General features: G+C 68.0%; 30 protein-coding genes. 19 read left to right on the forward strand and 11 right to left on the reverse strand.

Annotated features, from left to right (window positions below; translation table 11 throughout):
- Positions 1–87 precede the first annotated feature (87 nt).
- Positions 88–624 carry an HAD family hydrolase gene (locus AC5FRZ_RS07525; RefSeq protein WP_372479121.1) on the forward strand — a complete coding sequence of 179 codons (537 nt, stop codon included), beginning with the start codon at positions 88–90 and terminating at the stop codon, positions 622–624.
- Here AC5FRZ_RS07525 and AC5FRZ_RS07530 read toward each other — a convergent pair.
- On the reverse strand, positions 612–839 hold the full coding sequence (locus AC5FRZ_RS07530; protein WP_170094085.1) for a DUF5822 domain-containing protein: 228 nt from the start codon (positions 837–839) through the stop codon (positions 612–614). The two genes, AC5FRZ_RS07525 and AC5FRZ_RS07530, sit on opposite strands and share 13 nt — an antisense overlap.
- Before the next feature lie 106 nt (positions 840–945).
- Between AC5FRZ_RS07530 and panB the strand changes: the two genes are divergently transcribed.
- From panB to AC5FRZ_RS07545, 3 genes are all read left to right on the forward strand, one after another.
- Positions 946–1,752, forward strand: a complete 807-nt coding sequence (gene panB / locus AC5FRZ_RS07535; protein ID WP_493564279.1) for a 3-methyl-2-oxobutanoate hydroxymethyltransferase — start codon at positions 946–948, stop codon at positions 1,750–1,752.
- A 103-nt stretch (positions 1,753–1,855) separates the two neighbouring features.
- Complete coding sequence (locus AC5FRZ_RS07540) at positions 1,856–2,116, forward strand: type II toxin-antitoxin system HicB family antitoxin (RefSeq protein ID WP_493564280.1); 261 nt, start codon at positions 1,856–1,858, stop codon at positions 2,114–2,116.
- The gene (locus AC5FRZ_RS07545) at positions 2,117–2,368 is read left to right on the forward strand and encodes a type II toxin-antitoxin system HicA family toxin (protein ID WP_493564281.1); all 252 of its coding nucleotides are present in this window, start codon (positions 2,117–2,119) and stop codon (positions 2,366–2,368) included.
- Between the two features lie 59 nt (positions 2,369–2,427).
- On the opposite strand, the gene AC5FRZ_RS07550 is transcribed toward AC5FRZ_RS07545, so the two are convergent.
- Positions 2,428–3,219 carry an alpha/beta fold hydrolase gene (locus AC5FRZ_RS07550; protein WP_493564282.1) on the reverse strand — a complete coding sequence of 264 codons (792 nt, stop codon included), beginning with the start codon at positions 3,217–3,219 and terminating at the stop codon, positions 2,428–2,430.
- A gap of 144 nt (positions 3,220–3,363) precedes the next feature.
- On the opposite strand from AC5FRZ_RS07550, the gene AC5FRZ_RS07555 reads away from it, so the two are divergent.
- Positions 3,364–3,603, forward strand: coding sequence for a DUF7127 family protein (locus AC5FRZ_RS07555; RefSeq protein WP_153553217.1), 240 nt, complete (start codon positions 3,364–3,366; stop codon positions 3,601–3,603).
- Positions 3,603–5,876, forward strand: coding sequence for a CDC48 family AAA ATPase (locus AC5FRZ_RS07560; RefSeq protein ID WP_493564283.1), 2,274 nt, complete (start codon positions 3,603–3,605; stop codon positions 5,874–5,876). Before AC5FRZ_RS07555 ends, AC5FRZ_RS07560 begins: the two co-directional genes overlap by 1 nt.
- A gap of 309 nt (positions 5,877–6,185) precedes the next feature.
- Here the strand turns inward: AC5FRZ_RS07560 and AC5FRZ_RS07565 are convergent, their stop codons facing one another.
- On the reverse strand, positions 6,186–6,926 hold the full coding sequence (locus tag AC5FRZ_RS07565; RefSeq protein WP_170094091.1) for a DUF7847 domain-containing protein: 741 nt from the start codon (positions 6,924–6,926) through the stop codon (positions 6,186–6,188).
- 714 nt (positions 6,927–7,640) lie between these two features.
- On the opposite strand from AC5FRZ_RS07565, the gene AC5FRZ_RS07570 reads away from it, so the two are divergent.
- On the forward strand, positions 7,641–7,910 hold the full coding sequence (locus AC5FRZ_RS07570) for a hypothetical protein (RefSeq protein ID WP_493564284.1): 270 nt from the start codon (positions 7,641–7,643) through the stop codon (positions 7,908–7,910).
- A gap of 12 nt (positions 7,911–7,922) precedes the next feature.
- Here AC5FRZ_RS07570 and AC5FRZ_RS07575 read toward each other — a convergent pair whose 3' ends face one another.
- Both AC5FRZ_RS07575 and bcp read right to left on the reverse strand, forming a co-directional pair.
- Complete coding sequence (locus AC5FRZ_RS07575) at positions 7,923–8,645, reverse strand: class I SAM-dependent methyltransferase (RefSeq protein ID WP_493564285.1); 723 nt, start codon at positions 8,643–8,645, stop codon at positions 7,923–7,925.
- Positions 8,646–8,721: 76 nt separating this feature from the next.
- Entirely contained in the window at positions 8,722–9,177 is a 456-nt protein-coding gene (bcp, locus tag AC5FRZ_RS07580; protein ID WP_493564286.1) for a thioredoxin-dependent thiol peroxidase, read from the reverse strand.
- Positions 9,178–9,259: 82 nt separating this feature from the next.
- Between bcp and AC5FRZ_RS07585 the strand changes: the two genes are divergently transcribed.
- Positions 9,260–9,826 (forward strand): DUF420 domain-containing protein, encoded by a 567-nt coding sequence (locus AC5FRZ_RS07585; RefSeq protein WP_170094095.1) that lies wholly within the window; start codon positions 9,260–9,262, stop codon positions 9,824–9,826.
- Between the two features lie 25 nt (positions 9,827–9,851).
- Here the strand turns inward: AC5FRZ_RS07585 and purF are convergent, their stop codons facing one another.
- From purF to AC5FRZ_RS07605, 4 genes are read right to left on the reverse strand one after another with little or no spacing between them, the layout of a single operon-like run.
- A complete protein-coding gene (gene purF, locus AC5FRZ_RS07590) occupies positions 9,852–11,294 on the reverse strand; it encodes an amidophosphoribosyltransferase (protein WP_170094096.1) in 1,443 nt (480 codons plus the stop codon).
- 6 nt (positions 11,295–11,300) lie between these two features.
- A complete protein-coding gene (locus AC5FRZ_RS07595; protein ID WP_015763051.1) occupies positions 11,301–11,474 on the reverse strand; it encodes a 50S ribosomal protein L37e in 174 nt (57 codons plus the stop codon).
- Complete coding sequence (locus tag AC5FRZ_RS07600) at positions 11,471–11,653, reverse strand: LSM domain-containing protein (protein ID WP_015763052.1); 183 nt, start codon at positions 11,651–11,653, stop codon at positions 11,471–11,473. Before AC5FRZ_RS07600 ends, AC5FRZ_RS07595 begins: the two co-directional genes overlap by 4 nt.
- 46 nt (positions 11,654–11,699) lie before the next feature.
- On the reverse strand, positions 11,700–12,761 hold the full coding sequence (locus tag AC5FRZ_RS07605; protein ID WP_493565081.1) for a M20/M25/M40 family metallo-hydrolase: 1,062 nt from the start codon (positions 12,759–12,761) through the stop codon (positions 11,700–11,702).
- A gap of 85 nt (positions 12,762–12,846) precedes the next feature.
- Between AC5FRZ_RS07605 and AC5FRZ_RS07610 the strand changes: the two genes are divergently transcribed.
- The 5 genes from AC5FRZ_RS07610 to AC5FRZ_RS07630 all read left to right on the forward strand — a co-directional run bounded on the left by AC5FRZ_RS07610 (position 12,847) and on the right by AC5FRZ_RS07630 (position 15,488).
- Positions 12,847–13,083, forward strand: coding sequence for a hypothetical protein (locus AC5FRZ_RS07610; RefSeq protein ID WP_372479115.1), 237 nt, complete (start codon positions 12,847–12,849; stop codon positions 13,081–13,083).
- Positions 13,084–13,145: 62 nt separating this feature from the next.
- Entirely contained in the window at positions 13,146–13,367 is a 222-nt protein-coding gene (locus AC5FRZ_RS07615) for a hypothetical protein (RefSeq protein ID WP_153553227.1), read from the forward strand.
- On the forward strand, positions 13,354–13,782 hold the full coding sequence (locus tag AC5FRZ_RS07620; RefSeq protein WP_493564287.1) for a hypothetical protein: 429 nt from the start codon (positions 13,354–13,356) through the stop codon (positions 13,780–13,782). Before AC5FRZ_RS07615 ends, AC5FRZ_RS07620 begins: the two co-directional genes overlap by 14 nt.
- A 68-nt stretch (positions 13,783–13,850) precedes the next feature.
- On the forward strand, positions 13,851–14,804 hold the full coding sequence (locus AC5FRZ_RS07625) for a zinc-dependent metalloprotease (protein ID WP_170094099.1): 954 nt from the start codon (positions 13,851–13,853) through the stop codon (positions 14,802–14,804).
- 48 nt (positions 14,805–14,852) lie between these two features.
- On the forward strand, positions 14,853–15,488 hold the full coding sequence (locus AC5FRZ_RS07630) for a DUF6517 family protein (RefSeq protein WP_208627859.1): 636 nt from the start codon (positions 14,853–14,855) through the stop codon (positions 15,486–15,488).
- Between the two features lie 91 nt (positions 15,489–15,579).
- Here the strand turns inward: AC5FRZ_RS07630 and AC5FRZ_RS07635 are convergent, their stop codons facing one another.
- Entirely contained in the window at positions 15,580–15,810 is a 231-nt protein-coding gene (locus AC5FRZ_RS07635) for a DUF8527 family protein (protein ID WP_015763059.1), read from the reverse strand.
- Positions 15,810–16,355, reverse strand: a complete 546-nt coding sequence (locus tag AC5FRZ_RS07640; RefSeq protein ID WP_372479111.1) for a hypothetical protein — start codon at positions 16,353–16,355, stop codon at positions 15,810–15,812. Before AC5FRZ_RS07640 ends, AC5FRZ_RS07635 begins: the two co-directional genes overlap by 1 nt.
- A 167-nt stretch (positions 16,356–16,522) precedes the next feature.
- Here AC5FRZ_RS07640 and AC5FRZ_RS07645 point away from each other — a divergent pair, with 167 nt between their 5' ends.
- Genes AC5FRZ_RS07645 through AC5FRZ_RS07670 form a run of 6 tightly spaced genes read left to right on the forward strand, consistent with a single transcriptional unit; the run spans position 16,523 to position 26,149 of the window.
- Positions 16,523–18,310 carry a DUF4129 domain-containing protein gene (locus tag AC5FRZ_RS07645; protein WP_493564288.1) on the forward strand — a complete coding sequence of 596 codons (1,788 nt, stop codon included), beginning with the start codon at positions 16,523–16,525 and terminating at the stop codon, positions 18,308–18,310.
- Positions 18,307–19,245, forward strand: coding sequence for a DUF7269 family protein (locus AC5FRZ_RS07650; RefSeq protein WP_493564289.1), 939 nt, complete (start codon positions 18,307–18,309; stop codon positions 19,243–19,245). The genes AC5FRZ_RS07645 and AC5FRZ_RS07650 overlap by 4 nt, the downstream gene beginning before the upstream one ends.
- Positions 19,242–20,552 carry a DUF58 domain-containing protein gene (locus AC5FRZ_RS07655; RefSeq protein WP_493564290.1) on the forward strand — a complete coding sequence of 437 codons (1,311 nt, stop codon included), beginning with the start codon at positions 19,242–19,244 and terminating at the stop codon, positions 20,550–20,552. Before AC5FRZ_RS07650 ends, AC5FRZ_RS07655 begins: the two co-directional genes overlap by 4 nt.
- A complete protein-coding gene (locus AC5FRZ_RS07660; protein ID WP_493564291.1) occupies positions 20,553–22,088 on the forward strand; it encodes a DUF7519 family protein in 1,536 nt (511 codons plus the stop codon). It abuts the gene before it with no gap.
- Positions 22,089–22,114: 26 nt separating this feature from the next.
- On the forward strand, positions 22,115–23,284 hold the full coding sequence (locus tag AC5FRZ_RS07665; RefSeq protein WP_493564292.1) for an AAA family ATPase: 1,170 nt from the start codon (positions 22,115–22,117) through the stop codon (positions 23,282–23,284).
- A gap of 60 nt (positions 23,285–23,344) precedes the next feature.
- A complete protein-coding gene (locus AC5FRZ_RS07670) occupies positions 23,345–26,149 on the forward strand; it encodes an AAA domain-containing protein (protein ID WP_493564293.1) in 2,805 nt (934 codons plus the stop codon).
- Positions 26,150–26,381: the final 232 nt, after the last annotated feature.

Consider the following 26,381-nt stretch of genomic DNA (forward strand, 5'->3'; position numbering starts at 1 on the left):
CGCGTCGGTAGTGCCACCAGCCCGTCTCTCCGCTAGGGACGGCGAAGCGACCGAACGCTCTTCTCTGTCGGGGCCGTGCCCACGTGTATGAGTGCCGACTACGACGCCGTCGTCTACGACCTCGATGGCACGCTCGTGCGTCTGGCGGTCGACTGGGACGCGGTCGCGAGCGACGTCGACGACGTGTTGCAAGCACGCGGCGTCGACACGGCGGGCCACTCGCTGTGGGACATGCTCGAACTCTCAGCGCAACGGGGCCACCGCGACGCGGTCGAGTCGGCTATCGCCGATCACGAACGACCGGGAGCGCGCGACTCGGAACGACTCCCGGCGCTGGACGAACTGCCCCTGGACGTTCCCGTCGGCGTGTGCTCGCTCAACTGCGAGGCTGCCTGCCGGATCGCCCTGGAGACCCACGGGGTCGAGGGCCACGTCGATGCCGTCGTCGGCCGCGACTCTCTGTCCGCGTACAAACCCGATCCGGCCCCGCTCCGGGCGCTGCTTGCGGAGTTCGACGTGTCGCCGTCGGCGGCCCTGTTCGTCGGCGACTCGGAGAGCGACGCGACCGCTGCGCGACGCGCGTCGATGGACTTCCAGTGGGTCCGCGAGCGTCACTCCCTGTAGCGTGCGTAGGCGTACACACCGGCGGCGGTACAGAACCAGACGACGGCACCGACCCGGATCGCGAACTCGGCCCACTCCGCCCAGCCGGTCAACTGGACGAACAGCGAGAGGGTGGCGACGATCGGCGCGCCGACCAGGATGGTCGTCACGAAGGTCATCTGCATGACCCAGCCGAAGTCGACGCCATCCGGGTCCGTCTCCTCGACGTGTGGCATGGCACACACTCGTGGTGTCCGGCGCTAATCAGTTACGGAACCGTCGAACGCGCGTGCCTGTGAGTGCATGGCAGGGCTTATGCGCCGGGGCGTCCCAGCCCAAGCCATGCGGGCCAAGGACATTCGCGCGAAGGCAGGTGAGGAGCCGGTGACGATGCTGACGGCCTACGACGCACCGACCGCGGCGGTCGTCGACGAGGCCGGCGTCGACATCGCGCTGGTCGGCGACTCGGTCGGGAACCTCCGTCTGGGGTACGACTCGACGCTGCCGGTCACCGTCGAGGAGATCGCCAGCCGCACCGCTGCGGTGGCGCGGGCCACAGAGGACGTGTTCGTGCTCGCGGACATGCCCTTCCTCTCGTACGGTGCCGACGAGGCCGAGGCGATCCACAACTGCGGTCGCATGGTCAAGGAGGCGGGTGCGGACGGGGTCAAACTCGAATCCGGCCCCCACACCGTCGACCTCACCCGTCGGCTGACGCAACTGGGCATCCCGGTCCAGGCACACCTCGGACTGACTCCCCAGCGCGAGAACGAGACTGGACTGTTCCGCCAGGGCACCGACGAGGAGTCGGCCACGGAGATCGTCGAACTCGCACGGGCCCACGAGGAGGCCGGCGCGTTCTCGCTCGTCCTCGAACACGTCCCCGCCAACCTCGGTGCGGCGGTCACGGACGCGCTCGACGTTCCGACGATCGGCATCGGTGCCGGCCCCGACTGCGACGGCCAGGTCCTGACCGTCGACGAGGTGATCGGCCTCTCCGAGGGCGTGGCCCCCTTCTCCAAGCGCTTTGGCAACGTCCGCGAGGAGATGGCGTCCGCGATCGAGGGGTACGTCGACGCCGTCGAAGACGGCACCTTCCCGGCCGAAGAACACAGCTACGTCGAGGAGGAACTGGACGACCTGTACTGATCGAGCGCAGGCCGTTCGGTCGTCGTGACGGCGAATTCAGTCGTCGGGTGGTCGGTACAGGTATCAACCGAATGCTTATTCCCTCGCTTCACCAACTCCGAGTATGGCGAGTGCAACGCGTGACGAGTCTCCCGAAGAAGGCGTGGAGTTCATCCACGAGGATGATGGGAAGATCACAGCTCGTGACCTCGAAACTGGTGTTGCCTCTTTTGGAGAGACGAAAACAGAAGCACTCCGAATGCTCGCTGAAGCGCTTGAATTGCACGAAGGTGGCGGAGAGCCGATCACTGACGATGATCTCGAAGAGTGGGGGATTGACGACGCTGTGTCCGGCGACAAGAAGCTTCCAGAGTTCATGCGGTAGATGGTTCGGACGGATTTCTCCGGGCGTGAAACCGCTGCTGTTTTAATTGATCACGGGTTCGTCCGGACAGGACGCGTCGGTAGTCACCTGAAGCTTCGCTACGAGTCGCCAGACACGGACGAAGTGCGTGTCGTGACGGTTCCTATGAGCTCAGCGGACGACATCCCGACCGGGACGCTCCAGTCGATCGCCGAGCAGTGTGGAGCAAACGACTTTCACGCGTGGTGTCAGTGGATCTCTCAGAATCTGTAACGCTTGGTACGCACACCCACTACCCAGCGTTCACAGCCGCTTCGACGACCGAAGCGAGCTCACGTCGTCCGTGACTGCTCGATACTGCCGAGGAACGAGGCGACGGCGTCGTCGAACGCTTCCGGCCGCTCGACCATCGCGAGGTGTGCAGCGCCGGGAATGGTCTCGAACTCCCCCGCCGGGATCTCCTCGGCGAGGGTCTCGTGGTACGACGGCGGTGTGAGGCGGTCGTGCTCGCCACACAGTGCCAGCGTCGGCACGTCGACCTCACCGAGTCGGTCTCGAACGTCGAATCGGTGGCAGGTCTCGAAGTCCCGGCGCGTCACTCCCTGTCCGACGGCGCGCATCGTCTCGATCGAGTGCTCGCGCGCACGCTCGGGCGGGTCGTGGAAGAGCATATCCTCGCCGTGCAGGAACGAGACGGCCGCCTCGAAGTCGGCCGCCAGATCGTCCCGGAGCGTCTGGACCACCGGGAGCTTCGCGCCGCTGCCGGCGAGGACGAGCCCGTCGAGCGGGACGGCGCGTCGCAGGACCGTCGCCAGTGCGACCGCACCGCCGAGCGAGTTGCCGACGAGGACCGCCGCGTCCGTCGCTTCGGCGACGGCCACCACGTCGTCGACGTAGCTCGTCAACGTCGCTTCACCCGGTGGGGTGTCGACGTCCTCGCTCGCGCCGTGGCCGCTCAGATCGAGCGCAACGGCCGACGACGCCGGCCCACTCGGCGCGTACTGCTGGCTCCAGAGCGCGTGTGTGCCGGCGCTGCCGTGGACGTACAGGACTGTGGTGCTCTCGCCTTCGCCCGGGACGGACCGGTACGCCGTCGTCCGCCCGTGGTGTTCGACCGTCTCCATGCCACTGCTTTCGTGGGGATCCCGTATAGTGGTGGGGCCGGCGCCGGTGTGAACCGCAATCAGTGGGTTCTTTCTCTGTCCGAACGCCTTATTGCGGTTTTCGACGAAAGGTTTATATACTTGCCTCACTAACTCGTAGTTAGCATGACTGACCAACAGCAGCTTGTCGGCGATGCCCCGTTACGACGCTACGAGTACGACGACGCGGTCGTTCTCGCGGCGGACATCGGTATCACCGGCGATGCGACGGTCGACGTCGTCGACGACACCGCGATCGTCGTCGTCGGTGACGAGCAGTACGACTTCGATCTCCCGGCGGGTGACGCACGAGCGTTTATCCGGAACGGGGTTCTCACTGTCGAGATGAGCGAGGTGTCCCACTGATGAAACTTACCGTCAAACCACTCAAGCAGAAAGACGCCGGACGCGGTCTCGCGGCCGTCGACCGGGCAGCGATGGACGAGATGGACCTGGAGAACGGCGACTACATCGTCATCGACGGCGAGGGCGGTCGCGCGGTCGCCCGCGTCTGGCCCGGCTACCCCGAAGACAGCGGCAAGAATGTTGTTCGAATCGACGGCCAGCTCCGACAGGAAGCCGGCGTCGGCATCGACGACCAGATCGAGGTCGAGAAGGCCGACGTACAGGTCGCAAAGCAGGTCACCGTCGCCCTGCCCCAGAACCTCCGGGTGCGGGGCAACGTCGGTCCGATGATCCGCAACAACCTCAGCGGCCAGGCGGTCACGCAGGGCCAGACGGTGCCCGTGAGCTTCGGGCTCGGCCCGCTTTCGAGCATGAGCGGCCAGAAGATCCCGCTGCGGATCGCCGAGACCGACCCCTCGGGGACGGTCGTGGTGACCGACCAGACCGACATCGAGGTCAGCGAGAAGCCCGCCGAACAGATCGCGGGCGACGCCCCGACCGAGGGCGGCGGCGAAGCTACGCCGGACGTGGCCTACGAGGACATCGGCGGCCTCGACAGCGAACTCGAACAGGTCCGCGAGATGATCGAGCTGCCGATGCGCCACCCCGAACTGTTCCAGCAACTCGGCATCGAGCCGCCGAAAGGCGTCCTCCTGCACGGCCCGCCGGGCACCGGGAAGACGCTGATGGCCAAGGCCGTCGCCAACGAGATCGACGCCCACTTCACGACCATCAGCGGCCCGGAGATCATGTCGAAGTACTACGGCGAGAGCGAAGAGCAGCTCCGCGAGGTCTTCGAGGAGGCCGAGGAGAACGCCCCCGCCATCGTCTTCATCGACGAGATCGACTCGATCGCGCCAAAGCGCGGCGAGACCCAGGGCGACGTGGAACGCCGCGTCGTCGCACAGCTCCTCTCGCTGATGGACGGGCTCGACGAGCGCGGTGACGTGATCGTCATCGGCGCGACCAACCGCGTCGACGCCATCGATCCCGCACTGCGCCGTGGTGGCCGCTTCGACCGCGAGATCGAGATCGGCGTCCCGGACAAGGAGGGCCGCAAGGAGATCCTTCAGGTCCACACCCGCGGCATGCCACTCTCGGAGGACATCGACCTCGAGTCCTACGCCGAGAACACGCACGGCTTCGTCGGTGCGGACCTCGCACAGCTGACCAAGGAGGGCGCGATGAACGCGCTGCGGCGCATCCGCCCCGACATCGACCTCGAAGCCGACGAGATCGACGCCGAGGTGCTCGAATCGCTGGAGGTCTCGAAGCAGGACTTCAAAGAGGCGCTAAAGGGGATCGAACCCAGCGCGCTGCGTGAGGTCTTCGTCGAAGTCCCAGACACCTCCTGGGAGTCCGTCGGCGGCCTCGAAGACACCAAAGAGCGCCTGCGCGAGACGATCCAGTGGCCACTGGAGTACCCCGGGGTCTTCGAGCAGATGGACCTGCAGGCCGCCAAGGGCGTCTTGCTCTACGGCCCGCCGGGCACCGGGAAGACGCTGCTGGCCAAGGCCGTCGCCAACGAGGCCCAGTCGAACTTCATCTCGATCAAGGGCCCCGAACTGCTGAACAAGTTCGTCGGCGAGTCCGAGAAGGGCGTGCGCGAAGTGTTCAGCAAGGCCCGAGAGAACGCCCCGACCGTCGTCTTCTTCGACGAGATCGACTCGATCGCGGCCGAGCGTGGCTCGGGCGGCGGTGACTCGCAGGTCGGCGAACGGGTCGTCTCCCAGCTGCTGACCGAACTCGACGGGCTCGAAGCGATGGAGGACGTGGTCGTGATCGCCACGACCAACCGGCCCGACCTCATCGACTCGGCGCTGATTCGCCCCGGTCGACTGGACCGTCACGTCCACGTCCCGGTCCCCGACGAGGACGCTCGCCGGGCGATCTTCCAGGTCCACACTCGTGGCAAGCCACTGGCCGACGGCGTCGACCTCGACCAGCTCGCCCGGAAGACCGAGGGATACGTCGGTGCCGACATCGAAGCGGTCGCCCGCGAGGCCTCGATGGCCGCGACCCGGGAGTTCATCAACAGCGTCGATCCCGACGACATCGACGACTCCGTCAGCAACGTCCGCATCACGATGGACCACTTCCAGCAGGCGCTGGACGAAGTCGGACCGAGCGTCGACGATGACGTGCGAGAGCGCTACGACGAGATCGAAGAGCGCTTCGACCACGCCGAGGCGGAGCTGGACGACGGCGAGACGGTCTCGCGAACGTTCCAGTAGTACCTTTTTACTTCGGCGGGTTTCCTCGGGCCTTCGGCCCTGCGTGAACCCCCGCTCGCAAAAATCTACGCTAAAAACACGCCGCAAGCGCGCTCGGAGAGCGCGACTTGCGGCGAACCGCCTCACTTCGCTCGGCGGACGTTCGTGGTTCAGCCCACCGTGTCTACCGAATCGAATCACGACAGCGTCACGTTCACACCTCCATACTCTGTTCGAACCGATCTCGTCCGCCGTCACGGCTGTGTCCTCTACGAGATCGTGGCAGAAGCCAGCCACGACGTGTTTCTCGTAGTTCCAGTAACTGCGTACTTACTGAATTTTTGGCTCGGACGCGGCTTCTGTCCGGAGCTGGACGAACGCGTCGGCCAGGATGCCGTAGTTGACGATCGTGACGATGGAAATGATCGTCAGGATCACGATCTGTCCGACGGCCGGGCCAGCCATCGCGAAGAGGGAACTCAGACCGCCGACCGCGCCCGCGACGATCCCGACGATCAAGACGAGCCCGAACAGTCGCCAGCGGTTGCCCGTCGCGAGCTCCCAGCTCCGTCGGAGCGCGTCGATCGGTCCCTGATCTTCCACGCCGATCGCGAAGAAGGCGAACGTGAAGCTCACCGACAGGAAGAGGCCGGGGACGACGAGCGCGATCAGTCCGAGCGTGACGGTGATCGAGACGACGACGTTCGCGACCACGGCGGCGACCAGTGCCCGGCCGACGCGGTGGGTGAACAGCTCGCTCGGGAGCGACGACAGCTCGCCGGGTTCCCGCACGAGGAGTCGCGTCGCGACGAGGAGGACGTACGTCCCGAACAGGATCGAGACCACTGCCAGCAACCCGGAGACGCTCGTCGAGATCGGCAGCGTCAGCCCGATCTGTCCCTGCTGGGCCGTGTCCGGCAACAGGCCGGCGACGGCCGTGTTGATCGAGCCGACGAACACCAGTTGATACGCGACGGTCAATGCCATCAGGGCGATACCACTCGTCGACAGCGCACGTCGGCTTCCGCGGCCGAGTGCAGTTCCTATCTGGAGGGTCACGACCGAATCCACTCCCGGATGGGACTTAAACGGTGAACGTGATTTACAGAGCCAGAAAGTTTGCGGCTCTGTTTACGAAGACGGGCGAATATTCGCCGTTCGTTCATCGCTCGGGACAGCTACCGGGAGAGATTAGCGTTTGACATCCTCCTCCGCGTGAACGCGGAGGAATCCCGAGCGGTGGGAGTTTCAGGTCTGGAGTCCAATCACCGGACTCCCAGTCCTTTCGGGCACGGGTAGTCCCACAGTGTCGGACTGGTGGACTGCTGGCCATGCCAAGTGGCCGTTACCCCTATCCTCGACCGTATATGGCGTCCCGGTGTTGTTTTTGCCACAGGGACGCCAGTAGGCGTCAGCAGAGTCGGGGGTACCTTCTGACTCGCTTTGAGCAGTCGGCACAGACACACTCTGCTGGAATGTGCGTTCACCGACTCCCCTTTCGGATACTGTCTCATTGCGTGGGTGGACAGGCCACCTCCGAAGGACGGTTCGGAATCCGCTCCGTTCCGACCGATTCCTCCCTACTGATAGGGTTTCCTGTCTCTTAAACACCAGTATTCTGAAACTCAGAGTGCTGTCGAACGTGGATACTTTCCCCAAGTGACGGCGCGTATCCACGGCGTGAACGCCGTGGTATTGCGCCTGTTCAGCGTATAAGGTATCTAGATGCACGACACCACAATTAGGGAAACGCGTTTTACTGACTCTACTGTGAGTGAAGGTAACATGGTACAGTGTGACAGCTGCGACGCCGACGTCCGCGAAGTGTGGCGACACCGCAAACACGCCGAATCGATGACCCACCGGAGTATCGAGTGGATCTGTCCCGACTGCCACCCGGAGTTGCCCGCGACGGCCGAGACGCCGCCCAGCGCCGGGAGGGCCATCGCCGACGGGGGCCAGCCGACTGCAGCGTGTCCGATCTGCTCGGCGGCGACGGTCAACGGACAGGGCCTGTGCAGTTGCACCGAGTGTGGCTGGACCGGGCGGCTCTGACATCGCCGTCCGTCACGACCTCTGGTCCGTCTTCGCGAGGGCCGCACGGTAGCTCCCGTCCCAGTTGGGTCGGATCACGTCTTCGACGCTCCAGGGAGTCGGGACCGTCGCTTCTCGCAGTCGCTCCGGACCGAACAGTCGAAACTGCAGAATATCGCTCGTCTCGCCCTCGTACTCGAAGGTCATCACCCGGTGGGCGAGTCCCGGCGTCGGGTCCGCTCGGTAGCCGACGAGCTCTTCGACGCCGTCGACGGCCGGATCGTAACTGTGGACGACGGCGGTCGCGTCTGCCGTCGTGACGTGGGCCAGATCGGCGAGAAACTGCCGGAGTCCGTCCATCGAGCCCGCGAGACACATCTGCGTGCCGATGGCCAGCGCCGACTGGAAGCGGTCGCGCTCGAAGCGGTCGGGCAGCGCGAACATGTCGCCACGTCTGGCGTCCTCGACGCCTCGCTCTCGCATGGTCTCGACGAGCGCGTCGCTGGGCTCGATGGCGACGGTCTCGAACCGCTCCTGGAAGTACAGCGCGTGTCGGCCGGTGCCCGCCCCGAGATCGAGCAGGGGGCCGTCGAGCCAGGCTTCGAGCCACTCGCCGTGGCCCTCACCGTCGAACGGTTCGAAGTAGAACGTCTCGATGGGGTGTTCTTCGGTGTCGTCGCCGTCTTTCACGAGCAGGGGAGCCGACCGCTCTCCCCGGTGGTGGTCGCGGATCGCGCGGCCGAACGCGTCGGACATGGACGACGGTGGTCTCCCCTCGAACTTGTGTGTTATTGTGACATGGTGTCGTGGGACGTGATAGCGATCGGCCGCGTCAGTCGAGGTCAGTCAGAATTTCCTCTGCGTGTCCCTCGGGCGAGACGCCCTCGTAGACGCGTTCGACCACGCCGTCGGGGTCGATCACGTACGTGTTCCGGAAGACGCCGTCGAAGGTGTTTCCGAACATGTTCTTCTCTCCGTAGGAGTCGTACTGGGCGGCGACAGCGCCGTCCTCGTCCGACAGGAGCGTGAACGGGAGGTCGTACTCCGCCGCGAAGGCCGCCAGGTCGTCGACGGGGTCGTCGCTGATCCCCAGGACGGCGACGTTTCGATCCGCGAACGCGTCCCACTCGTCGCGGAAGCCACAGGCTTCTTTGGTACAGCCCGGCGTGTCGGCTCGGGGGTAGAAGTAGAGGACGACGCGCTGGCCCTCGTACTCCGAGAGTGAGACGGTCTCGCCGTCCTGATCTGGCAGTTCGAACGTCGGGGCGGTGGCTCCGGCTTCGAGCATGTCGCTCTCTCCGTGGGGGCGTCCCAAAGCCGTGGCGTTCCACGAACGCAACCGCCTTGTCCGCGCGGACCAACTGCCGCCCATGGAACGACTGGTCCGAGAGCGTACCGGGGTCCTGACGACCCTCCTCACGATCGTCTCGCTGGCGCTCGTCTTCGGTGCCGTCTTGCGGGTCGGTCCCGCGACGGCGCTGCCCGCAGCGCCCGACTCCGTCCTGGCGGCGATTCCCCACGCCAACGCGGCGATCAGCGCGACCGCGATCGGGACGATCGTCGTCGGCGTCCGTGCGATCAAGCGTGGCGACGTTGGCCGCCACAAGCGACTGATGGCGACGACGTTCGCGCTGTTCGTCGCCTTCCTCGTCCTCTATCTGTACCGCGTCTCGCTGCTCGGCCCGACCGGCTTCCCCGAGAGCGCGCCGGCCTGGATCGAGACGTACGTCTACTTCCCCGTGCTGGCCGTCCACATCCTGCTCGCGATCGTCTGCATCCCGCTGGTGTACTACGCGCTCTTGCTGGCGTACAGCCATCCCATCGCCGAGCTACCGGACACGCCACACCCGCGCGTCGGCAAAGCAGCGGCTGGCCTGTGGCTGATTTCGTTCGCCCTCGGAATCGTCGTCTACGCGATGCTGTACTGGCTGTTCTGAGACGGTCGGAAGAAGATCGCGGGGCTCAGTCGTCGGCTTCCATCGTCTGGTCGCCGATGACGGGGCGGTCGACCTCGCGGTCGGTCTCCTCGCCCTCGATGTCGTAGGGGTACTCGCCGGTGACACAGCCCAGACACAGCTCGTCCTGGCCCTTGTCGAGGCTCTGTGCGATGGCCTCGACCGAGAGATACGACAGCGAGTCGGCCTGGATCTCGTCGCGGATCTCCTCGATGGACCGGTCGGCCGCGATCAGCTCGTCGCGGGTGGCCATGTCGATGCCCATGTAGCACGGCGAGATGATCGCGGGGGCACCGATGCGGACGTGGACTTCCTCTGCGCCCGCGTCCTTCAGCAGCTCGATCAGCTGCGTCGAGGTCGTCCCGCGGACGATCGAGTCGTCGATGATGGTGACGGTCTTGCCCTCGATCGTCGACTTGATCGGGTTCAGCTTGAGCCGCACTGCCCGCTCGCGCTCGTCCTGGGTCGGCATGATGAACGTCCGGCCGACGTACCGGTTTTTCATCAGCCCCTCGGCGAACTCGATGTCGACGCCGCTCTCCTGGGCCGCCTCGGCGTAGCCGGAGGCGAAGGCGCGCCCGGAGTCGGGCACCGGGAGGACGACGTCGCTGTCGACGCCGGACTCGTCCCAGAGCTTCCGGCCCAGTTCGCGCCGCACCTCGTAGACCAGATTGTCGTCGATGGTCGAGTCGGGGCGCGCAAAGTAGACGTGTTCGAAGAAGCAGTGGGCCGTGTTCTCCTGTTCGACGAGCTGGTAGCTGTCGAAGCCGGTGCCGTCGTCGTGGAGCACGACCAGCTCGCCGGGCCTGACGTCTCTGATCAGCTCGCCGTCGAGCGTGTCGATGGCGGCCGACTCCGAGGTGAGCACGTAGCCGTCGTCGAGCTTGCCGATACACAGCGGGCGGTTGCCCTCCGGGTCACGAACGCCCATGACGGTGTCGTCGTGAGAGATCGTCAGGGCGTAGGAGCCGTGGATCCGTGACATCGTCCGCTTGACCGCACGGACGAGGTCGGCTTCGAGGAGGTTCCGGGCCAGATCGTGGGCGATGACCTCCGTGTCGCCGTCGCTCGTGAACGCGTGGCCGAGGTTCGCGAGTTCGTCGCGAATCTCGTCGGCGTTGACGAGGTTCCCGTTGTGGGACAGTCCCAGCGAGCCGGACTTGAACGAGACCGAGAACGGCTGTGCACAGCAGGAGTCGACGCTGCCGGCCGTCGGATAGCGAACGTGTCCGATCCCGTTCGAGCCGTTCAGCGACGCCAGATCGTCGGGCTCGAACACGTCGCCGACCAGCCCCATCTCGACGTGGCTGTGTTGCTGGAAGCCGTCGTGGGTGACGATACCGGCCGACTCCTGGCCGCGGTGCTGGAGCGCGTAGAGAGAGTAGTAAAGCGGGCGGGCGGCGTCACGGTCTTGGAGTGCGATGCCGACGACGCCGCACTTTTCGTGCATGTTGGGTTATTCGCCGGATTTGCTCTGCCACTCGTAGTCGCGGCGTTTGGCCGAGTTACCGAAGCCACACGCCGAACAGACTTTCTTCTTTGTATGATAGGACTTTTCGCCGCACCGACGACACTTCGTGTGCGTCGTGGTGTTCTTCTTACCCTGGCTCGGAGTTCCTGCACCAGTCATGGTTTGATAGAGACGACGTTGTCGCCGCGTATAATCGTTGTGTCTTCGTCTTCGATGACGAGATTCATGTGCTGATCGTAGCCCGAGAGCTCACCTTCGTACAGCTCGCCGCCCTTGAGATGTACGGTGACTGTCTCGCCCAGTGACGCCTCGAGCACGTCGAGCGGTCGTCCACTCATACCCCAACGGGCTGGCGACGAGTGTATAAACGTACCGCTTGCGAACTCACAGGTCGACGCTGAACGGCGCGAGCGCGTCGGCCTGGGCCGCGAAGCCGGCCAGGAGGTCTGCCACGGCTTCGAGGTCTGCCGGGTCGATCACCTCGACGGGGGTGTGCATGTAGCGGTTGGGGAGACCGACGTTGAGCGACGGGATCCCGCCACGCGACGTGTAGAAGGCGTCGGCGTCGGTGCCGGTTCGGTTGCCCGTCGCCTGCAACTGCACGTCGATGTCCTCGGTCTCGGCGGTGTCTCTGACCGCGTCGACCAGCACGGGGTGGTTCGCGCTCCCGCGGGCGATCACCGGGCCGTCACCGAGCGCGACGCCGCTGGAGCGCTTTCCCGGCGAGTCCGGCTGGTCGGTCGCGTGGGTCACGTCCACGGCGATCGCGGCGTCTGGATCGAGGTCGAAGCCGACCATCTTCGCGCCCTGGACGCCGACTTCCTCCTGTACCGTCGAGACGGCGTAGACCGTCGCGTCGGTACCGGTTTCCGCGGCCCGGCGCAGTCCCTCCGCGGCCGCCCAGATGCCGATTCGGTTGTCCATCCCGCGGGCCGAGAGGTAGCCGTTCTGCAGTTCGCTGATCGTCTGTTCGAAGGTGATCGGGTCGCCACGCGAGACCAACTGTTCGGCCTCGTCGCCGTCCTCGGCCCCGATGTCGACGTGTTGTTCGTTGATTCCGGGCACGTCGTCTTTCTCGCCGTTTCGCAGGTGGATCGCCGTCTGTCCGACGACGCCGTCGATCGGGCCGTCGTCGGTGTGGACGGTGACGTGCTGGCCCCGCGAGACGGTGCTGTCCGAGCCGCCGATGCGGTCGATCCGCAGGAAGCCGTCGTCGGTCACGTCCCGGACGATGAAGCCGATCTCGTCGCCGTGGCCCGCGAGCGCGACCTCGGCGTCACCGCTTCCCTTCAGCACTGCGACGGCGTTGCCGTAGTCGTCGACTCTCACCTCGTCGGCGTACGATTCCACGTAGTCGATCCAGACTCGCTGGCCCGCCGTCTCGTAGCCGGAGGGCGTCGCGGTCGAGAGCAGTTCGTCGAGAAACCTGCGTCGGTCCTCGTCCATGGCCGGGCCTTCGCCGGCATCCGTCATGTATCTTGCCAGAGACCTGCGGGCGAAGCGATAAGTGTCGCCCGTTCGAAACGCTGCCATGGCCGAGTTCACGTTCCTCGAACTCCACCTCGACGACGCGACGATCACGAACAACGCACCCTATAGCGGTGCCCAATCGGAGTCACAACGAGCGGACACCGACGACGAGGACGACAGCGGGCGTTCGATCGTGCGACTACTGGCGGTCGCGCTCGGCGTCGCCGCCGTCGCGGCGGTGGCCGGACGCGCACTCTCCGGGGGCGAGGGTCTGGTCGACACCGACGATCTGTCTTGATCGGCCGGTCTCCCCACTGTTTGGTCATTAGTTTAAGTAGTTTCAGTGAGAACACGTTTCTCGTGAGTCAAACAGACAATCCCGAAGAGCGCATCGACGAAACGACCACCTGGCCCGACCTCGCGATCAGCCTCTACGACCGTCTGACCGGCCGCAACGCCGAGATCACGTACGAGTTCGAGGATATGGAAGTCGACGTGCCAAGCGGCACCGGCGACGACGCCGACCACGCTCACTGGCGGGTCGACGGAACGCTCCGGGTCACGACCCGTGAGCAAGACTGATCGGTTCCCGCCGCTGTCGGTCGACGCGGAGCTGACCCTGACCGTCGACGGCCACGAGTACTACGTCCGCGATCGCGGGAACCGGATCGTCGTCGACGCACCGACGCTCCCGGCAGCGCTGGCGTTGCGCGATTCGCTGCCGGAGGGTGGCGTCGGCAGGCTCCTCTCGACGACCGACCTGACCGTCGACGTGGCGGTCCACGACGCCGTCGTCGCCACCACTGGTCCCAGCGCCGACGGCCCGATCGGGACGACTGTCGGTGGGTCGCCGACGACGGTGCGACCCGCTGGACTGGCCACGGCACTCGTCCGCGAGGGGCGGGCTCGCCCGGTCGCCACGGCGGCTGTGGTGGCGACTCTCCTCGCGCTGGCCTGGCTCGTCGGACGCGCGATCGACGCCGTCGGAGCCGACTGATTCGGAGTGCGAAGACGGGAACGGGCCACGGGGAGAAGGCCTATCCCGACCCGTCGCCTTGTGCGCGTATGGGATTGTACCACAGCGTGCAGGCCGTCGCCGGGGCCTCCGGTGACGGACCGATCGACTGGAACGCCGTCGCGGCGGCGGCCAAGAGCTCGACCGATCCCGGCTCGCTGGCACTCACCGATCGGCAGGAGGCGGCCTACGCCGACGACGTGCGTGCCGCTCGCGACCGCGTTCGGAACGTCGCCGACGTCGGCTTCGACCTCCCGGAGACCGTCGAGATCCAGAACCGCCACCACTGGATCGACGCCAACGTCGAGACCTTCGAGCGGGTGATGCGCCCGATCGAACAGCAAGCCGACCTCATGCCCGGCGTCGCCCGTGTCGCCAACACCGGCTCGATGGCGTTCGCGCTCTCCTTTCTGGGCCGGAACGTCCTCGGCCAGTACGATCCGCTCTTGCTGGCCGACGACGGCGACGACCACGCGCTGTACTTCGTCCACCCGAACATCGAACAGGTCGCGTCGACGCTCGCCGTCGACCCCGACCGCTTCCGTCGCTGGATCGCCTTCCACGAGGTCGCCCACGCCGCAGAGTTCGGCGCGGCCCCGTGGCTCTCCGATCACCTGGAGTCGACGATGGAAGACGCCATCGGCGCGCTCACCGAGGGGTCGATCGACCGGGCCTCGCTGGGCGAACTCGACACGACGATGACGGCCGTCGAAGGGTACGCCGAACTCGTCATGGATCGTGCTTTCGACGACGAGTACGACGACCTCCGGCGCAAGCTCGACGAGCGCAGAGGCGGCCAGGGACCGATCGCGAAGCTGATCCGCAGACTGCTCGGGCTGGGGATGAAGCGCCGCCAGTACGAACGGGGGAAGGCCTTCTTCGACGCCGTCGCGGACGAGCGAGGCGTCGCGGGGGCCGGCGCGGTCTGGGACAGCCCCGACTCGCTGCCGACCGACGCCGAGCTGGACGATCCCGCCGCGTGGCTCCGTCGCGTCGACCCGTGACGCCCCGATGGCCAGCAAGCATATGGTCGCTGGCGCGAACCCATCTGTATGCGCAAACTGGCGATTCTCCTGTCGGTCGCGCTCGTCGCGACCACGGCCGGCTGTGGCTTTCTCCTCGGCGACGAAGCGCTCGCGTTCGAATCTGCACCCGCGAGTGTCAGCGACGAGGCCCTCTCCGAAACTGGCTACGAGCAGACGCTCAACGAGAGTCAGACGGTCTCTCGGGAGTTTACCGTCGCGGGCCAGAGTCGGCAGGTCAACGTGACGAACCACCTCGCACAGTACGAGCGTTCGATCGACCTCGGCCCGCTGGGCGAACAGCGGGCGGCGGTGTTCGCGACGTTCTCCAGCCCGGAGGTGAGCGTCGCCTCCCAGACGTTCAACCCGATCAGTGACATGTCCAACCGCGAGCTGCTCTCGCAGTTTGGCTCCAACTACGATGGTCTCAGCGTCGGCCAACAGGTCGAGAATCAGACGCACACGGTACTCGGATCCGAGGCGGGCGTCGAGAAGTACGAGGGGACGGCGGAACTCGGCGGACAGTCCATCGACGTGTACATTCACGTGACGACGGTGAAACACGACGGGGACTACGTCGTGGCGCTGGGGCTCTACCCACAGCAACTCTCCGGCGAGGAGACACACGTCTTCGCGATGCTCGACGGCCTCCAGCACGGCGAATGACCGAGTAGGCTCTCGCCTCGCGACTGCTGTCACGTCGTCGGCGCGGCCCGCCATCTCGGAGTAGCGAAAAACGGACGGCTCGTCGCTCGTCTCAGCGACGCCGGTTCACGAAGCCAAGCGCCACGCTGTCTGGGAACACCCACCAGCCGAGCACGGCACCGGCGACCGTCCCGGCGACGCCGGCCCCACCGATCGTCGGGAGACTCGCCGAGACGTTCAGCGCGACGAGTGCCATCGACACGCCCACGAACAGGGCGAAGCCGACGCGGAACTTCAGGAGGAACGACCGGCGGTCCTCGTCCGTGACGGAGGGCTGGACCATCAGTGAAAGCCCCTGCCAACGTCTTCGTCGACCACGTCCTCGAACTCGGCTTCGAGCAACTCCTCGGCCTCTTCGAAGGTGTCGGTCAGTTCGTCCATCTCCTCGGGGCGGTCGTAGTGGTCGAAGTCCATCGGCCCGTAGGCCGGCGAGTCCAGCGCGTCCATCACGTCCTCGAACAGCGCGTCGGGCGTCGTCGGCGCGTCGGCGTGGGTTTCGAGGACGGCCGCCAGTTCCTTCGCCGTCTCCTCGGCCTCGCCCTCGTCCTCGACGGGCTGTTGGACGCCGAAGGCACCGGTCCCCTGCTCGGGAAACAGCGGATCGAGCTCGTCGTCGATCCGGCGAGCCACCTGCGATCCCACGCCCTGCACGTCGTAGGGGTTCCTGGCGTAGGTCTTGAGCTGGAAGACGCCGGCAGCCGGGTGGCCGATGTAGAGGTCTTCGCCGATGCCGCTCGCGCGGTCGCCGCCGACGGCTCGCCAGCCACCGGGATCGGCGTTCGATTCGACCACGTCTTCGAGGATGTCGTCCCACTCACGAACGCGCATGCGGTCCGTTTGGGAGCGGCTCTGAAAATACCCTTCGGTCGGTCCGACCGCCGGCTGGACCGGGGATTTCTTTGCATCCGAATCCGAGACGTGCAATAGAGCAGTCGTCCGCCGTCTTGCCGGGCCGCCCGGCTGCCCTCCCCGCGCGGCGGCGACCCACAGAGACCATGGTCCCTACGCACCGCACCGCCTCTCGGACGAACGCCCCGACCCGACAGCTCCTGATCGTGGCGACGTGTGTCGTCGGCCTCCTCGTCGCCGCGGCGGCCATGCCAGCTACGGCACCACAGCCGACGCCCCCAGAGTTCCTGAACGGGGAGTCGGACTGCCAGATCCTCTTCTCCGAGGATCCGGTCGCCGGACACGAACTCACAACGACGGTCCTGTACGACGAGGAGCCCGTGTCGGACTCCCCGGTGTGGTTCAACGGCGAACGCGTCGGCCAGACCGACGAGGACGGGCAGGTCGTCGGCACCGTCCCCTACGAGCAGACCCTGCAGGTCCGGGTCGAACTGCCCGGCGGGGGCAGCTGTGCGGCCAGCATCGACACCGGGGACTCGGACGCGCCGCTGAAGACCGTCGACCGATCCGGCCTCGGTGTCGCCGCCCTCGACGGCGTGGCCCAGCAGCAGGCCCAGAACGGGTCGGGCGCGTACCCCGTTCGTGGCCGGATCGACCTCTCGGTCGACGAACAGCCCTACCCCGGCGAGACGACGACGCTGCGGGCGACGATCCAGGGCAACCCCGTGGCCGACGCGACGGTCTCGGTCGACGGACGGACGATCGGACGGACCGACGCCGACGGCACGATCGAGATCCGCGCGCCGATCGAGGGCGACCGGACGCTCACCGTCCACGTCGAGCGGGGAGCCTTCGAACGCGAGACCGAGATCGTCGTGCTCCGCCTCGACGCGACGATACGGACCGACGCACTGCTCCCGCTGCCGGGGCAGAGCGCGACGGTCGACGCCCGGCTCGGCGACCGACCGGCGGTCAACGCTACCGCGCTAGTCGGCGGCGAGCGACTGGGCCGAACCGACGCCGACGGCCACGTCGAGATGACGCTCCCGGCCGACCCGACGGCACGGCTCACCGTCGCGACGGCCGACCAGGTGGCCACCACGCCGGTCCTGCTGGCGTTCGCGCCGACGATCCTGCTGACCCTCCTCGCCGTCCTCGCCCTCGTCGGCGTGCCGGCGGCCGGCTACTCGATCGCCGGTCGCCGCGGTGTGGCGATCGGCTCCGGCGTCGCCGTCAGCGTCCTGGCGCTCGCGTACGTGTTCCTCCGCTTTGGCCGGACGATCGCGCTGCTGGGGTCGCTGGCGCTGCTCGCGGTCGTCGGGCTCGCCGCCTTCCTCCGGAGCGACTACAGCGCACTCCAGGCGGCCCGAGCGACCGCCGGCTGGTTCCGCCGTCTCGGCCGCCGACTCGCCGCCGACGGCCTGTGGCTGTCCGGGCGACTCGAAGCGGCTGTCGGAAGCCTCGAACGCCGTCTCCGGCGTCTGCGGGACCGACTGACGGGTCCAGACGCGACGCCGCTCGCGGACGCCGGTCGCTGGCTCACGTCGCTTCCCGCCCGCCTGCTCGCGTTCGTCCGCGCGCTCGCTCGCGGGCCGAGCCGGCTGTTCGATTCCGAGGAGAGCGACCACGACGATTTCGCGGGCGAATCCGGACACGCGGACGGCGAGACGACGCTCTCGCGGCGCGCACAGTTCCGCCGCGTGTGGCGTGCGTTCGCCGGTCGGGTCGCCCCCGAGACGTGGCCGCGACGCACGGCCGGCGAGGTCTCCCGTCGGGCGATCGATCGCGGGCTCTCGCCCGAGCCGGTCCGCGAACTGACCGACACGTTCCGGGCCGTCGAGTACGGCGACGAGTCGCTCACCGACGGGCAGGTAGAGCGCGCTCGCGCGGCGCTGAACGAGATCCGCGACGAATCCGAGGAGGGGTCGGCGTGAACCGTCTCGTCGTCGGGGGCGGCGTCGTGTCGATCCTCCTCGGCCTCGTCGCGCTCGCGGTCGGCGTTCCGGCGACGGCGGAGACGATCGTCGCCAGCGCCGTCGCGCTGCTCGCGATCTTCGGCGTCGGCGTGTCGCTCTGGAAGCTGCTCGCGTCGCCCGACGGTGACGGACCGGCCCTGCCGCCGCCGTGGACCGACGACGGCGCGCTCTTCGACCGCGCGCCGGAGCGAAGCCGCGGCGAGGACGCTCTCTCGGGCGAGTCCTTCGGAGCCGTCCTCGCGGACGCCGGTCAGACGGCACGCTCCGACGGGACGGTCGAGGCCGGCTACGACACCGTTCGGCCGGTTCTCAGGCGCGCGCTCGTCGACGCCCTCGTCATCCGAGAGGGCGATCGCGCCGCAGTCGAGGCGTCGCTGGCGGCGGGGAGCTGGACCGACAACCAGATCGGGGCCGCCGTGCTCGATCCGGGCGTTGATCCGCCCCCGCGTTCGCTGCGAGCCCGGATCGAGGCCTGGCTCTTCCCGGAGCGCGTCGTCAGGCGACACCTCCAGATCGCTGTCCAGGCAGTCGCAGAGGCGGCCGACGATGCGGTGCCGACGGTGCCGGGCCAGGACGCGCCCCGCTCGGTCCCGGTCAGCCAGCCCCGACTCGAAGACCTCCAGCGCGGCGTCGACGGCACCGTCCAGCGCGCCGTCGACCCGCTGGCGACCGCCCGCGGCCCGCGACCGCCCGGTAGCGAGGCCCGAGAGGTCGCGGTCGGTGTCGAGCAGGCCGACGCGGATGGCGACGGCGCAAACGGCGAAGCGGCGGGCGACGAAAGCGCCGAGTCAGCTGGTGAGGCGGGAAGCGACGACGAGACGGCCAGCGGAACCGACAGGAGCGGGGACGCCAGAGAGCGGGACCGCTTCGCCACGGACGGTGGTGTGCGATGAGCCGTCAGTCGACGCGCTGGCGGGCGACGGTGGCGGCGGCGACGCTGTTCGCGGCGGCCGGGCTCGTGGCACGCAGCGGCGCGTTGCTCCTCGCCGCGGTCGTTCCGCTGGTGTATCTCGCGTACTCGCTGGTCACGAGCGGTCCCGGTTCGGTCTCACTCTCGATCACCCGCCACGTCGAGCCGGAGCTGTCGCCGCCGGGGACGCCGGTCCACGTCACGCTCGAAGTGACCAACGAGGGCGACCGGCCGGTGTCGGACCTCCGCGTCGTCGACGCCGTCCCGGCGGACCTGGCGGTGACACGTGGCTCTCCCCGGACGGGCGTGGCGCTCGAACCCGGCGCGACGACGACGATCGAGTACGTGCTGATCGCTCGCCGCGGCGTCCACGCGTTCGAACCCCCGCGCGTCAGGGTCCGGAGTCTCGGGGGCACGAGCGTCACGACGCTGCGCCCGACGGTGTCGGGCGACACACAGCTGGTCTGTCGCCTCGACGCGGACGCGCCACCGATCGACGACCAGGGCGCGCAGTTCGTCGGCGACCTGACCACCGACGAACCGGGCGAGGGGCTCACCTTCCACTCGACCCGGGAGTACCGCCGCGGCGACGACGCGCGCCGGATCGACTGGCGGACGTACGCCAAGACCGGCGAGCTGACGACGATCGACTACGAGCGCCGCCGGGCGGCCTCGGTCGTCCTCGTCGTCGACGCTCGCCGCATCAGTCGCGTCTCGGCGGGTCCCGGGCGACCCACTGCCGTCGAACTGTCCGCCTACGCGGCGACCCACGCGGTCACCGACTTCGTCGCCAGCGGTCACGACATCGGCGTCGCGGTGATCGGGGCCGACGGTCCGGGGCCGGCCGGGCTCCACTGGCTGGCTCCAGAGAGCGGCGACGGGCAGCGGTCCCGAGCGATCGACTACTTCCGGACGGCGACGGAGGTGACCGGCGGCGCGCCCGACACCGACCGCCAGCTGGCCGAGTTGCTCGACCTGGTGCCGCCGGGGGCGCAGCTGGCACTGTTCTCGCCGCTGCTCGACGATCTACCTGTCGAGGCCGTCCAGGCGTGGCGCTCGCAGGGGTACCCCGCCGTCGTCCTCTCCCCGGACGTAGTGACCGACAACACCGTCGGCGGGCAGTTCGAACAGGTCCAGCGGTACACGCGACTGGCTCGCTGTCAGGCGACCAGCGCGCGGGCGACGGACTGGCGACGGGGAACGCCGCTCCCGATGGCGCTGGCGTACGCGTTCGCGGCCGACGCACGGCTACCGAGTCAGCGCCCGACCGGCGCTGGGGGGGTCCCGTAGATGGCGCTGTTCGGTCCCCGTCTCGATCGGCCCAGCGCCCTCGGCGACGAGGGGCGGCCGCGGGCGACGAGCCTGACCATCGCGTCCCTGCTGGTCTTCGGGCTGTTCGTCGTCGCGACGACCTGTCCGTGGAACTACGGCCTCCGGTTCGGCGACGGACTGGTGCCGTCGCTGATCGTTCCCACCTGCGCCCGGCTGGGCCGGCTGACGCTCGCTTTCGGCACCGTCACGGGGCTGTTGACCGCCGGGCTCGCGCTGTTGACCCGCGAGCGGTTCGTGTCGCTGTTCGTCGGACAGATCTGCTTCCTGCCGGCCGGTGCGGCGCTGGTGGCCGGTCTCACGGGGCTGCTGGTCACCAGCCCGGCCTACGGCATCTTCTTCGGCGGCTTCGCCGTGGCACTGGTCGCGCTCGGGAGCACGTGGACGGACACGACCAGTGCGTCGGCCGTCCGCCCGGCGCTGTTCCAGGAGGGGCTGACCTACCTCTCGATGGTCGGCTGGGGGATCGTCGTGGTCGTGCTCGGCGGAGCCGCCCTGCTCGTTCGCACCGTGGTCGGCCCGGCCGGGAGCGGCCCCGGTCCGACCGCGGCGCTCTCGACGTTCCTCGTCGTCGTCTTCGTCGGCGTGCTCTCTTTCCGACTGGGGCTGCGCTGGCTGCCGATCCGACAGCTCACACCCCGAAATCGCCGTGAGGCCGTCGACAGACGACTCGGACAGCTCAGGCTCGCGACCACCGTGGTCCTGATCGGGACTCTCGTCGCCGTGCTCTGTGTCCTCCCCGCCTGGTTCCTGGGGTGGTTCGACGCGGTGTACGCGCTCGTCCCGCCCGCTCGCGTGCTCTTTCCCGTGCTCGCGACGCCGATCCCGGTCGTCGCCGTCCTCGGCGTCGGCGTGGTGACGCTCGCGATCGGACTGGTCGCGCTCACGCTGCGCCGGCTGACTCGCCCGGTCGACACGACGGCGAACCGCTTGCTCGCGCCCGTCGCGGCGGGACTGGTGCTCGTGATCGGGTTCCTCCCCTTCGCCCTGTCGCTGATCCCGGTGCCCGGCAGCGCACCGCCCATCGTCCTCGTGGCGTTCCTGGTGCTGGGGCCGATCGCGCTCTACCTGCTCGGCTGGACGGTCGTCGCCGCCCAGTACCTCTCGCTCGTCCCCGAGCGGGCCGGCGGGCCGGCGCTCGCGGCCGGCGGGATGGTCTTCGCCACGATCGGGGCGGCCCTCACCGGGGTGCCGACGCCGCTCGTCGTCGCGACGGCCGTGGTCGCGATGGTCGTCTGGGACGTGTCCTCGTTCGGGCTGGGCGTCACCGCCGAACTGGGCCACCTCCCGGAGACGAGACGGCTGGAGCTGTTCCACGCCGTCGTCGCGGTCGTTCTCGGAGCAGCCACGGTGCTCTCGCTGAGCCTGCTCGGCGTGGTGCGTACCTCTCTGGCCGGCGAGGTCGCGGCGACCGTCGCGGCCGCGCTGGCCGTCTTCGGCGTCCTGGTGTTACTGACGCCGCTGCGGGGATACGTCGCCGGGGAAGGGAGAGATTGATGGGGGCGGGCGACGAGCCACCGCGCATGGTCCACCATTCCGGCGGCGACACGGTCGAAGATGCAGCCCAGACCTGCCTCTCCGTCGTCGAGCGTATCGAGGAAGCCGCCGTCGTCGAACGCACCGTCCTCCACGAAGTCCTGTCTGCCGTCCTCGCGAAGGGCCACGTCCTGCTGGAGGACGTGCCCGGCACCGGCAAGACGGTCACTGCCCGCGTCCTCGCAGAGGCGCTCGGCCTGGAGTTCACCCGCATCCAGTTCACGCCGGACCTGCTGCCGGCGGACGTGACCGGTTCGAACGTCTACAACGAACACGAGGGTGCCTTCGAGTTCGCTCCGGGGCCGATCTTCGCCAACGTCGTGCTGGCCGACGAGATCAACCGCGCGCCGCCCAAGACCCAGTCGGCGCTGCTGGAGGCCATGGAGGAGGGACAGGTCAGCGTCGACGGGACGACACACGAACTGCCCGACCCCTTCGTCGTCGTGGCGACCCAGAACCCGATCGAACAGGAGGGGACCTTTCGGCTCCCCGAGGCACAGCGAGACCGCTTCAGCGTCAAGACCTCGCTGGGGTACCCCTCCGTCGACGGCGAGATGGAACTGCTCGACCGGCGAGCGCAGCGCCGGACGCTCGCCCCGAGCGTCGAGCCGGTGGTCGAGGAGGCCACCGTCCGCGAGCTACAGGACCTCGCCGAGGACGTCTCGGTGCGGGTCCCGGTCCGACGGTACATCGTCGACATTGCCCGAGAGACGCGGGCCGACGAGCGATCCGAGGTCGGCGTCTCTCCCCGCGGCGTCCAGCGGGTGTTCGAGGCGGCGCGTGCCAGCGCTGTCCTCGCGGGTCGGGACTACGTCGTCCCGGACGACGTGAAGCGTCTCGCCGTGGCGACGATGGCCCACCGGGTCGTGCTCTCGACGAACGCTACCGTCGAAGGCACCGAGACCGCCGATATCGTTCGCGACGCGCTGGACCGCGTCGAGGTGCCGGCCGTCTCGCCCGACGCCCCCGACTCGGACGCCGGCGTAGACGAGGCGGCCGCGGAGTCGCCAGAGCAGTCCGCCGAGACGACGCCTGCGACCGAGCAGGCGACCAACGGCCACGAGGAGCCGTCTGGCGACGTGTCGACGGACGCGCCCGCTCCCGACTCGACGACGACCGACGCCGAGCCCGACGGATCGGACGACGACCTGTTTTGAGACGGCCGCCAGCCCACCCCGACCGACAGCGTTTTTCGGCCTGCCCGCCAGACTCCGTGCGTGCAATTACGCGGCGTCGCAGTCGAGGTGAGCGACGAGCAGACCGTCGACACGCAGTACGGCGAGAGCGATCTCTGTGAGGTGACGGTTCGGCCCGACGACGGGCGTGGCGAGCCCGTCACCGTCACGCTGTGGGGGAAGTGGACCGAGACCGGCGCGGTGCTCGAACCCGGCATGAGCGTCGCCGTCTACGACGCCGAACCGCGCGAGTACAGAGGCGAGACCCAGTACTCCGTGGGCAGCGACGCACGGATCGTCGTCGAGCCGGACTTTCTGGTCGACGTGACCGACGTTCGCTCGTGGGTCCAGTGCCCGCGGATGTACTACCTCAACAAGCTCTCGGGGACTCCCCAGGCCTACCCGGTCGTCAAGGGGACCATCGTCCACGAGGTCTTCGGCGACCTGCTCCGGGGCCGTGACGTGGAGGAGGCGGTCGCAGCCCACGTCGAGGACGCCGGGCTCGACCTGGGGCTGCTCGGCCGCGACGCCGACGAGGTCGCTGCCGACGTTCGCGACCACGCCGCGGCCATCGACGGCTGGCTCAGGCAGGGAACCCTGACCGAAGCGGACGAGTGGCGATCCGAGATGACGCTGCTCTCGGCTCGCTACGGCATCAAGGGGCGGGCCGACGCCGTCCGACGCGGGATGCCGGTCGAACTCAAGACCGGCAAGAACACCCGCAGAGAGCCACGCTTCCAGGACAAGATCCAGGCGGCCTGCTACGCGCTGCTCCTCGGCGAGCGCCGCGAGGAAGCGCCCGACACCGGCACGCTGCTGTACACCAAGAACGCCGCCGTCGAGCGGACCGAGGAGTCCGGCGATCTCTCGCCGGCCAAGGAGTTCTCGATCAACGACGGCCTGCTGAACTTCGTCGTCCGGACGCGTAACGAGATCGCGGCCATGGAGTACGACGCGAGCGTCCCGACGGGCTACGAGGCCGACGCCAAGTGTGAGTACTGCTTCGAGCAGGACACCTGTATGGCGGTCTCCGGACGACTGGACCAGGAGTCGAAGGCCGGCCAGGTCGGCACGGCCATCCCCGACGAAGAGCGCGAGTACTTCGACCGGTTCTACCGGGCGATCGAGGCCGAGCGCCGGGCCGTCCACCGCGAGTACGCCAAGCTGTGGGACCAGCGCCCCGAGGAGCGAGCCGACGACGACCGCGCCCTGATCGACCTCGAACCGACGGGCAAGCGTCGACTCGACGGCGGCCGCTGGGAGCTGCGAGCCCGCGGCACGGGTGCGGTCTCGAAGATCCGCGAGGGCGACATCGCGCTCGCAAGCGACGGCGACCCGATCGACGGCGACGCCGAGATGGCTCGCGTCGAGCGACTGGGTGGCGAGACGCGCGAGGAGCGAAGCGACGAGGGGGTCTCGGAGACGCGAGCGGGAGCGAAGCGACACGCGAGCCGTGCGGACGAGCACAGCGAGCCCGCAGACGGTGCGAACGGTGAAACCGCGAGCAGCGGCGACGATTCGACCCGCGGTGAGATCGTCGTCACGACCGACGAGCCGGTCGAACTGCGCCGACTGGACGTGTACCCCTCCGAGATCGGCACCGACCGGATGTTGACGGCGCTGCACGACGGCCTGCTCACCCAGCCCCCCGAACAGAAGGACGTACTCTTCGGCCGGCGCGAGCCCGCTTTCCGATCGATCGACGAGACGTTCATCGACAACAACGACGCCCAGAACGAGGCGGTCCGGCTCGCCGTCGGAGCCGACGACTGCGCGCTCGTCCACGGGCCGCCGGGAACGGGCAAGACCTACACGCTCGCCCGGATCGTCCGGGCGCTGGTGGCCCGCGGCGACCGGGTGTTGCTCTCGGCGTTCACCAACCGCGCGGTGGACAACTGCATCGAGGCCCTCGAAGCGCAGGGCTTTACCGACATCGTCCGGCTGGGCACCGAGAGCGGCGTCCGCGAGGACATGCAGCAGTACCGCCTGGAGACTGCCGGCGATCCCGACGACTGCGTCGGCCGGCTGGAGGACGCGAGCGTCGTCGCGGCGACGACGGCCTCCTGTGGCTCTCGGGTCGCCAAGACCCAGTCGTTCGACGTGGCGATCGTCGACGAGGCCGGCCAGCTCACTGAGCCGGGGACGCTGGCCGCGACGACGCTGGCCGACCGGTTCGTCCTCGTCGGCGACCACCAGCAGCTTCCCCCGGTGGTCCAGAGCGAGGACGAGACGCTCTCGCGGTCGCTGTTCGAGCGGCTCATCGAGGCCTATCCCGACGCCAGCGTCCTGCTCGACCGCCAGTACCGGATGGCCCAGCAGATCCAGGCGTTCGCCTCCCGGGAGTTCTACGACGGACAGCTCCGGCCGGCCACCGGCGAGGTGGCGGCCCAGCGAATCGCAGACCTGGACGGCGTCACGCTCGACGCGCTCCCGGAGACGCTGCGTGACGGCGTCAACTTCGTCGATCCCGACGGGCACGTCGACGGCAACACGAACCCGGCGGAGGCGAGCGCGGTCGCCGACGTGGTCGATGCCTACCTCGCTGCCGGGGTCGAGGCCGGTGCCGTCGGCGTGATCGCACCCTACCGTGCGCAGGTCGCCGAGATCGACAAACACGTCCCCGAGGGGGTCGCCGTCGACACGGTGGATCGCTTCCAGGGGTCGAGCAAGGCGGTCATCGTCGTCTCCTTCGTCGCCACGGGGTCGCTCGACGGCCCGATCTTCGAGGACTACCGTCGCATCAACGTCGCCCTGACGCGAGCGAAGAAGGCGCTCGTGCTGGTCGGCGACGAACGCGCGCTCTCGACGGACGAACTGTACGAACGGATGGTCGAGTGGGCTCGCTGACGGTCTCTCCAGTGACCCTCGTCAGGGTCAGTCTGTCAATCGCTTGATTCGGTTCATGCGACAGACCGGACAACAGACGGCCGTCTCGTGCTGTGGGATACTGAATCGCACCCCGCAGGTCCGACACCGGTACGTTGCCACGCGGTTCTTAGAGAGTTCTGCCATCACCCTCGGTTCGTCGCTCGATGGCTGCTGTCGGTCGTAACGCGGCCGATTCGGTATCACACATCTG

The organism is Halomicrobium sp. HArcht1-1, from assembly GCF_058933285.1.